The organism is Pseudomonas sp. Q12-87 (assembly GCF_001269755.1).
In the GTDB taxonomy this organism is placed as follows: Bacteria; Pseudomonadota; Gammaproteobacteria; order Pseudomonadales; family Pseudomonadaceae; genus Aquipseudomonas; species Aquipseudomonas fluorescens_S.
The window spans coordinates 26,127-33,852 of the sequence record NZ_LHVI01000018.1 but is presented as its reverse complement, the minus strand read 5'-3'; the positions used below and the strand labels follow the sequence as shown (position 1 = coordinate 33,852).

General features: G+C 58.5%; 6 protein-coding genes. 1 reads left to right on the top strand and 5 read right to left on the bottom strand.

The genetic code is table 11. The features are described 5' to 3' along the window. Positions 1-45 precede the first annotated feature (45 nt). Positions 46-1,377 carry an IS110 family transposase gene (locus AD663_RS11990; RefSeq protein ID WP_053213789.1) on the top strand — a complete coding sequence of 444 codons (1,332 nt, stop codon included), beginning with the start codon at positions 46-48 and terminating at the stop codon, positions 1,375-1,377. A 170-nt stretch (positions 1,378-1,547) separates the two neighbouring features. Here the strand turns inward: AD663_RS11990 and AD663_RS11985 are convergent, their stop codons facing one another. From AD663_RS11985 to AD663_RS11965, 5 genes are all read right to left on the bottom strand, one after another. After that, entirely contained in the window at positions 1,548-3,323 is a 1,776-nt protein-coding gene (locus AD663_RS11985; RefSeq protein ID WP_053213788.1) for a PQQ-dependent methanol/ethanol family dehydrogenase, read from the bottom strand. Between the two features lie 407 nt (positions 3,324-3,730). Next, complete coding sequence (locus AD663_RS28360) at positions 3,731-4,831, bottom strand: RHS repeat-associated core domain-containing protein (protein WP_083455136.1); 1,101 nt, start codon at positions 4,829-4,831, stop codon at positions 3,731-3,733. A gap of 295 nt (positions 4,832-5,126) precedes the next feature. Continuing rightward, on the bottom strand, positions 5,127-6,062 hold the full coding sequence (locus AD663_RS11975; protein WP_003181134.1) for a quinoprotein relay system zinc metallohydrolase 1: 936 nt from the start codon (positions 6,060-6,062) through the stop codon (positions 5,127-5,129). A gap of 16 nt (positions 6,063-6,078) precedes the next feature. Next, the gene (locus AD663_RS11970; RefSeq protein ID WP_003181132.1) at positions 6,079-6,837 is read right to left on the bottom strand and encodes a quinoprotein dehydrogenase-associated SoxYZ-like carrier; all 759 of its coding nucleotides are present in this window, start codon (positions 6,835-6,837) and stop codon (positions 6,079-6,081) included. Positions 6,838-6,846: 9 nt separating this feature from the next. Then, entirely contained in the window at positions 6,847-7,722 is an 876-nt protein-coding gene (locus AD663_RS11965) for an ABC transporter substrate-binding protein (protein WP_053213786.1), read from the bottom strand. Positions 7,723-7,726: the final 4 nt, after the last annotated feature.

Here is a 7,726-nt window from a genome sequence, read left to right as displayed (position 1 = left end):
CACCGTGTACCCCGCGCGCGTCATTCAATCCTGCGAGGAATTGCCATGGCGCGCAAGAACCAAAAGCGTTTTGAGATTATTCATCACCACTGTGCCGGTATTGACGTGGGAAGCCGTGAGCATTGGGTCGCTGTAAACCCAGAGCAGTACGATCCTGCTGTCCGTCAATTCTCCACGTTTACCGACGATTTGATCGCACTGGCCGACTGGCTCCAGTCGTTGAACATCAGTGTCGTGGCCATGGAGGCGACGGGCGTTTACTGGATTCCGCTTTTCGAAGTGCTGGATGCGCGTGGCTTTGAGGTTTATCTGGTTAACTCACGTGCTACGCGGCAGACCTCTGGGCGCAAATCCGATGTGCTTGATTGCCAGTGGATCTGGCAACTCATGACGCACGGCCTGCTCAGCGGCGCTTTTCGCCCTTCTGATGAGATCTGTTCGATGCGTTCATTGGTCCGCCAGCGCGCCAATAAAGTCTGCGACCAAGCCAAGTCGATCAATCGTATGCAGAAGGCCTTGAGTCAGATGAACATCCAGTTGGCCCAGGTTATCAGTGACATCACCGGGGTGACGGGTTTGAAGATCTTGCGGGCTATCGTCCAAGGCGAGCGTTCCCCTGAAAAGCTTTCAGCCTTGCGCGACGGACGGATCAAGGCCGATCAGGAAACCATCGCTCGCAGCTTGCATGGCAACTGGCGGGCAGAGCATCTACATGCGCTAGGCCAGGAGCTGGCGTGCCATGACTTCTTGGAAAAGCAGATCGCTGAATGCGATCAAGCCATTGCCCAGGCGCTAGCGCGACTTCCAGTTCTTCAGCCGGAGACAGGACTGCCTTGCAAGCCCTTGCGCAGTGCACATCGCTCAGCCGATCAACAACTGGCGCTACACCAGGCACTGATCAAGGTCATGGGCGTGGATTTAACGGCCATTCCCACCATCGGTATTGATATTGCGTTGGTACTCGCCAGCGAACTGGGGCCGGACTTATCACGTTTCCCGACCTCGCAGCACTTAAGCTCTTGGCTTGGTCTGGCCCCTCCCACGCGAATATCAGGAGGCAAACCGCTTCCTGGTAAAGCGCCTAAAATCATCAATCGAGCCGCCCAAGCCCTCAAGCAAGCGGCCTCCAACGCACGGCAGGATAAAAGTTTTATTGGCGCCAGCCACCGTGCCCGCCTGACGCGGATGGACACTAGTTGCGCGATCAAGGCGACGGCTCATCAACTGGCGCGATTGATTTACGCCATGCTCACCAAAGGCCAACCCTACGTTGAGAAAGGGATAGAAGAGTTTGAGGAGAAAAGCCGGGGACGCCAACTGCGGGCTCTGGAGCGCAAAGCCCGAAAGTTGGGTATGCAATTAGTTAAGGCTGCATGATTTTTAGAAGCAAAAACAATGGGTTGTATTTTGTTTGATAAGAGCTTGCTCCCGCTGGAGTGCGGAGCACTCCCGTACCTCTGTTCCTGGACGAAACCAGGACCGCCAGGTTGGCGACTGCTTCGCAGCCGAGCGGGAGCAAGCTCCCTCGCCACAGTGCAAGACAGACTTCAGCGCTTGGCCACCAACTCTTTCGGCAACTTGAAGGTCCAGAGCATCCCGCCCTGGTTGAAGTCCTTCACGCGTTTGGCGACCTCGCCGCCCCACAACGGCACCGCGCCACCCCAGCCGGAGACCACGGAGACGTATTGCTCGCCGTCCATTTCCCAGGTGATGGGCGAACCGAGCACGCCGGAGCCGGTCTGGAATTCCCAGACCTTTTCCCCGGTCTTGGCGTTGAAGGCCTGCAGGAACCCTTCAGGCGTGCCGGTGAAGACCAGATTACCCTTGGTGGTCAACACCCCACCCCACAGCGGCGCATAGTTCTTGTGGCGCCAGACTTCCTTGCCGGTCTTCGGATCGATGGCCCGCAACACGCCGATGTAATCTTCGTTCAGCGGCTTGATGGTGAAACCGGCCCCGAGGAATGCCGCGCCTTTTTTGTAGGCGATGCCCTCGTTCCAGATGTCCATGCCCCATTCGTTGGACGGCACATAGAACAACCCGGTGTCCTGGTTGTAGGCCATCGGCATCCAGTTTTTCGCGCCGAGGAACGCCGGTGCGACGAACACCGAGCTGCCCTTCGCTTCACTGCCCGGTGCGCCCGGACGGCTGGCCTCGTTGTAGATCGGTCGGCCATCCTTGTCTAGGCCAGTGGCCCAGGTGATCTTGTCAACGAACGGGAAGCCACGGATGAACTTACCGTTGGTGCGATCAAGGACGTAGAAAAAGCCGTTACGGTCAGCGGTGGCCGCAGCCTTGATCTCCTTGCCGCCTTCCTTGTAGTTGAACGAAATCAGCTCGTTGACGCCGTCGTAATCCCAGCCGTCGTGCGGCGTGCTCTGGAAGTGCCACTTGATCGTGCCGTCGTCCGGGTTCAGTGCCAGGCGCGACGAAGAATAGAGGTTGTCGCCAGGACGCAGGTGGGAGTTCCACGGCGCCGGGTTACCAGTGCCGAACAGCAGCAGGTTGGTTTCCGGATCGTAGTAGCCGCCCAGCCAAGGCGCCGCGCCGCCGGTTTTCCAGAGATCGCCCGGCCAGGTCTTGCCGGCTTCGCCGCCGGAGATACCGTTCTCGACCGCCTTGCCGTCCTTGTAGACGTAGCCCATGTGCCCTTCCACCGTCGGACGAGTCCAGAGCAAATCGCCGTTCTTCGGATCGTAGGCGCTGATCTGGCCCACCACACCGAACTCGCCACCGGCCACGCCGGTGATCAGCTTGCCGTTGACGACCAGGGGCGCGGCGCTGATGGAGTAGCCTTCCTTATGGTCGGCAACCTTCTTGCTCCACACCACCTTGCCGGTGTCCTTGTTCAGGGCCACCAGCTTGGCGTCGAGGGTGCCGAAGAACACCAGGTCGCCATACAGTGCCACACCACGGTTGATCACGTCGCAGCATGGACGAATGTCATCGGGCAGGCGCGCATCGTACTGCCACAGCTTCTTGCCGGTGCGTGCATCCACGGCAAACACCCGAGAATAGGAACCGGTGAGGTACATCACCCCGTCCTTGATCATCGGCTGGGCCTGCTGGCCTCGCTGCTTTTCGCCACCGAAGGAGAACGCCCAGACCGGGCGCAGGTCCTTGACGTTATCGATGTTGAGCGTGTCGAGCGGGCTATAGCGCTGGCCCTGTACACCCAAGCCGTTGGTCACGATCTGCTGGGTATTTTTTGGGTCTTGGAGAATTTCCTGATCGGTCACGGCGGCCAGGGCCGAACCGGACAGCAGCATGGCACTGAGCAGCAGGCTCACGGCGAACGGTTGGCGACGTGCGGGATGACTCATGACGGCTACCTCTGCGGTTATTGTTATACCCGGGAAATTTTCCCGGTCTGTCGCAGATTCTTGGGCTCAGGGCCTCTGGCAACAATTGCCCGCAGTGTTGAGTTTTCTAGTTCCTTGGTACATGCCAAAGGCGGCTTGGTCGGCCAACGCAACGCCTCCGTGGTGAAGGAATGAGCAACTGCTCCCTCTTATTTGAGCACCCTGACGTTTGTGCGGCGGTCTCGTCGGTAAAACCCCACAATTCCTTGGGCATCTGTCCAATGCAGTCTGCTTAAGGTCTTTCTATCCACCGCGCAAGTACTTTGCGTGAGCTCGGTTACGTTCTTTCACCAATGTAGCAACCTCTTGAAATGTGGCTGATTGCAGTCTAGCGCGATACGGATTCAACTATTTCCGGGGCGATGCCCTTAAGGAAAATAAGTCAAGTATTTATTGCGAATTCGGTTTTGCTCTGCAACCAAATCAGACTGAGACCTAGCTTTCAGTGCATACAATCGCAACCTACGTTTATATGCATCAACTATTTCCTCGTCGAACTTGAGACTGTTGTCTTCTAGGGCGTCTGCAAGATACTCGTTTTTATCCGCTACCTTCTTCTCCAAATAATCGAAGATACCACGATGCTTAGTTTGTTCGATGCCCGCTTGGCGCTGCATCGGCTCTAAATAAGGTTCTTTGAATTTGCCTGCCAGTGAAGAAAACGGATGTTCTTCAGGGCGCGCCGCCTTATAAGCAAGGTTATCAAGTCGGATTCCGGTTTGTGGCGTGGTGTTTTTTTTGGGGCCGCCCCCCGCGTTCAATACCTTCTTATCTGCTTGGAAGAGCTGCCTCTGAGCATCACGTTTAATCGCCTCAATCGCTTCATCTAAAGCTTGAATTCTTTTTAACGCACGTTTTCCTTCAAAGCTGGTGACCCCTTTCTTTGTCCAAAGACCTTCACCCACGTGCTTTGTTTTCAGGCCTACCCATGCCAGTGGAGAGTTCCCTGTAGGATCGCATCTATTAATCGGGTCACCCAAGCAGTATGTATATCCATTTAGCCCACCTTCCCCAAACGGACTAAAACTGTCTGGACTGTTAAATCGCATCAACACCGGGCTGAACGCCCGACGCCCATTACCCAATAAATAATGCCCGGTCACCGGATCCGCTCGTTCGCCGTTGAACCCCAGCAAACTGGCTACACCGCGTTCAATGGGGCGATGACCGTAAGGTGAATAGGCGATGGGTTGTCGCTGGCTGTTCTCACTGAGCGTGTGTAACACCGACCGCTGGCAATCGGTTATCAGCAGCGCAGTGTCAAACTTAACGCCATGACACTGTTGCGCGAGTAGCTGGTCGTTGTATTGGAATATTGATTTTTTTATCGTGCCTCGAATCTCTGTGACCAGGCGTTTTTTGCAGTAGAAACGCTGAGATTCAGGCCCATTCAGCAACGTACAGCCGATCAAACGGTCGAGCGGGTCGTAATGGTATCGACAGAGCAACGGTTCGTGTTGGGTAGGCATAGGATGACACCCTCGTAAGTGTTGACGTGCAACTGAAGGGTATTCGGTAACTTCATCAGGCGACTACTAACAGAACTGTTAGGTTGGCGAATTGGAACACCGCGCTTTTGGACACAGTCCGGCAATGTGATCTCAATTAGGCGAGCACCTCCCTTTGTGGCGAGGGTGGGTTATCCCCATTGGGCTGCGCAGCAGCCCCAGTTCGGTTAACTCAGTACCAAATGACTGAAGACGGGGTCGCTTCGCGCCCCGACGGGGATAAATCCCCTCACCACAGGATCTCATACCGCCAGGGCTATTGCGGTTGGGCATCCACCCGCTTCATCCCCGCCCGCTCATAGCGTGGATAGAGATGACTGACGCTGCGAATCAGTTCATAACGGCTCAAGCTGATCCCGGCGAAGCGCTCTGGGATGGGGCTGCGGATCATCTCGGCCATGTCGTCGCCCCGGGCCGCGCCGTCGCGCATGAGTTGGTCGAGCCAGCCCAGGTAATCGCGCATCTGGGCAAAGGGCTGGGCGTCAGTCGCCAGTGGGCCGTGACCGGGCACGATCTGTTTCCAAGGCAAGGCTTGCAGGGTATCGAGGTCGTTGAGCCACACGTCCAGGCCCGGGCTGTTGGGGGTGGTCAGGGCGCGCTCGTAAAACACCAGGTCACCGGCGAACAGCACGCCGGTGGTGTCATCGAGAATCGCCAGGTCCGCCCCGGTGTGCCCGGCCAGTTGCAGCAGGCGCAAGGCGTGATTACCCACTTTGAGCACACCGGGCGTTACCACCTGAGTGGGCAATACCACCTCGGTGCCGCGCATCCAGTCGCCCACCAGCCGGTACATGTTCTCCGCCATGGCATCGCCCTGCTGGCGCAGCAGGTCCGTGGTCCCCGCCAACGCACCGATGGGCACGTCGCTGAAGGCCTGGTTGCCCAGCACATGGTCGGGGTGATGATGGGTCAGCAGGACCTGGATCACTGGTTTGTCGGTGGTCGCCGCGATGGCCTGGCGCAAAGCCTCGCCATAGCGTTTCGACGGCCCGGTATCGATCACCACGACACCGGCGTCGGTGATGATGAAGGCGGTGTTGACGATGTTGCCGCCATTGTCCTTGGCAAAGTTTTCGGTGCTGCCTTCCAGCAGCCAGGTACCCTCAGCGATTTGCCGTGGCTTGAGTGAATAATCCGTCCCGGCCCATGCAGCCACGTTCCAACTTATGAGAATCAGCAATAACCAGCGCATGGCGCGCTCCTTTGAGTCAGGGAATCGCCGCTTCGAAGGCGTTGCCGCTGTTATCGCGCATCACCAGGCGGGTCTGCCCGGGGCCTTGGATGTCGAAACCCAGGTTGGGGTTTTCACTGACCGCCGGGAATAGCTCCAGGCGTGCCAGCACGTGGCCGTCGACATCCAGTAATTGGGCTTGATTGAGGAAGAATTCAGGGATGCCACTGACCAGGCCGTTATCCATCGGATGGGCCACTTGCAGGCGCAGGCGACTGGCGTCACCACGGGGATAACGGGCGCCGAGCACTTCGCCCAGATGCTCCTCCCAACCGGCCTGGGTACGCACCACACTGGGCGCGGTGCAGCCGCCGCCAGCCGCGTCGATCAAGGTCGAGCCAACGTGCCACAGGCCATCGCGGGTCTGTACAGCGGCGCGCAGCGGAGTGGCTTGTTCGATACGGATGCGGATCGACAGCCAGGGCAGCACCCGCTCCCCCGGTTGGAAGTCGACGATTTTCGGCAACGGGTTCAGTTCGGCCCAGGCCAGTATCCGGACCACGTCGCCGGTGAACGCCCGGGCATCGATTTCCAGCGGCACCTGGCGCGCATCCTCGGCGAAGGGTGGCGCCAGCAACCGGACCCGGTCGTCGAACACGAACGGCGCGTCGCCCAGCAGTTGCTTGTGATAGAAGACCCACATCACCGAGGGCACCGGATCCTTGCCCGGCTCGACCGCCGCCAACGCGATCATCGGCAGGCCGCACCACAACAGGCACCACATGGGCCATTTCATCCCGCGCTCCTATTGATACATTTCCGGCACTTCATAGCGCAGGCCGTAATGGGCATAGACCGTCTTGACACTGCCGTCGCGGATCAAGCCTTCCAGCGCTTCTTCCACCGCATAGGCCAGCTGTCGGTTGCTTTCATGCACCGCCATGCCGATTTCCCAACGTTGCTTGCCCATGTTCGGGTAGGCATTTTCCGCCAGGGCCAGTTGCGGATCGGCGGCCTCGTGCACTTGCCAATCCACTTCTGCGCGCATGGCCATGACCGCGTCGACTTCCCCAGCCTGCATGGCCTTGAAAGCCTGGCCAACGCCTGGGTAATGGCGAGTCTTGGCGCTGAGCATGCCGTTGAACACTGAAGTCAGGTAGAACGACGGCACGCTGTCGACTTCAACGCCTATGGGGTGCTGCTGGAACACCGCGACGCTGCCCACCGAATCCAACCGGCGACGGTCATACGCCACCTGCCAGCACTCTTGCTGGTAGGGCCCGAACATCACCACCTGGGCGTTTTCCAGTTCCCCGATGTCGTTGCGTCTCTGCACGTAGTCGTGATCGTACGGAACACGCATCATCAGATCGGCGAGTTGTCGGTGGTGCAGCGGACTGGCGCGCCAAATGTAATCGCGCAGGTCGTCATCGAGCTTCTCGCCGGGCGGCGCCCAGATCAATTGCAGACGCACGCCCAATGCCTTGGCCAGCGCCTGAGCCAGCTCCACGTCTACGCCCCTGGGTTGGCCGTTGTCTTCAAAACTGTAAGGGGCGAAGTCCTTGTAGACGGCCACTTTCAGCTCACCGGCAGCGATCATCTGGTCGTAGCTGCGCACCTGTGCCTGCGCCGCCTGCCCGCACAGCAACAAGCCGCACACTACCCACGCGAACAGGCGCATGGCG

What these genes read in the sequence shown, in the direction of transcription:
- AD663_RS11990 (WP_053213789.1), top strand. Translation starts at nt 46, where the DNA reads ATGGCGCGCAAGAACCAAAAGCGTTTTGAGATTATTCATCACCACTGT.
- AD663_RS11985 (WP_053213788.1), bottom strand. Translation starts at nt 3,323, where the DNA reads ATGAGTCATCCCGCACGTCGCCAACCGTTCGCCGTGAGCCTGCTGCTC.
- AD663_RS28360 (WP_083455136.1), bottom strand. Translation starts at nt 4,831, where the DNA reads ATGCCTACCCAACACGAACCGTTGCTCTGTCGATACCATTACGACCCG.
- AD663_RS11975 (WP_003181134.1), bottom strand. Translation starts at nt 6,062, where the DNA reads ATGCGCTGGTTATTGCTGATTCTCATAAGTTGGAACGTGGCTGCATGG.
- AD663_RS11970 (WP_003181132.1), bottom strand. Translation starts at nt 6,837, where the DNA reads ATGAAATGGCCCATGTGGTGCCTGTTGTGGTGCGGCCTGCCGATGATC.
- AD663_RS11965 (WP_053213786.1), bottom strand. Translation starts at nt 7,722, where the DNA reads ATGCGCCTGTTCGCGTGGGTAGTGTGCGGCTTGTTGCTGTGCGGGCAG.